The following is a 367-nucleotide window of genomic DNA, read 5'->3' as shown; positions in this document are numbered from 1 at the left end:
TTCTTGCCCCAGAGGTCCAGATCCCACGAGGCGCTGGCCAGCACGTTGTTTTCGCTGTACCAGCTGCCGCCGTAGGGCGGTGGGAACAGCCCGTTCGCCGAATAGAGCTCGCGGGTCCACGAGTAGCTCGCGTTGGCCTTCGGATAGAGCGCCGATTTCGACGTTTCGATATACGACGACGCCTTGGCAATGCGCGCCTGCGCCTGCGCGATGGTCGGATTGCCATCGAGCGCTTCGTCGATCAGCTTCTGGAGCTGCGGATCGCCGAACTGGCTCGCCCAGTCGAACGCGGGCCACTGCCCGCCCTGCGCCGGAATGCTTTGCGACGACTCGAACTGCTGCGGCTGCGCGAGCGTCTTGTCGCTCT

The 367-nt window shown here is 64.6% G+C and carries 1 protein-coding gene; it reads right to left on the bottom strand.

From position 1 onward, the window contains the following. On the bottom strand, nt 1-367 hold a 367-nt coding region (locus tag SB764_RS38725; RefSeq protein WP_410866567.1), incomplete at both ends, for a TolC family protein.

It is taken from the genome of Paraburkholderia sp. SIMBA_027, assembly GCF_046535315.1.
Taxonomy (GTDB): domain Bacteria; phylum Pseudomonadota; class Gammaproteobacteria; order Burkholderiales; family Burkholderiaceae; genus Paraburkholderia; species Paraburkholderia tropica.
This window is presented reverse-complemented; position numbering and strand designations above follow the sequence as displayed.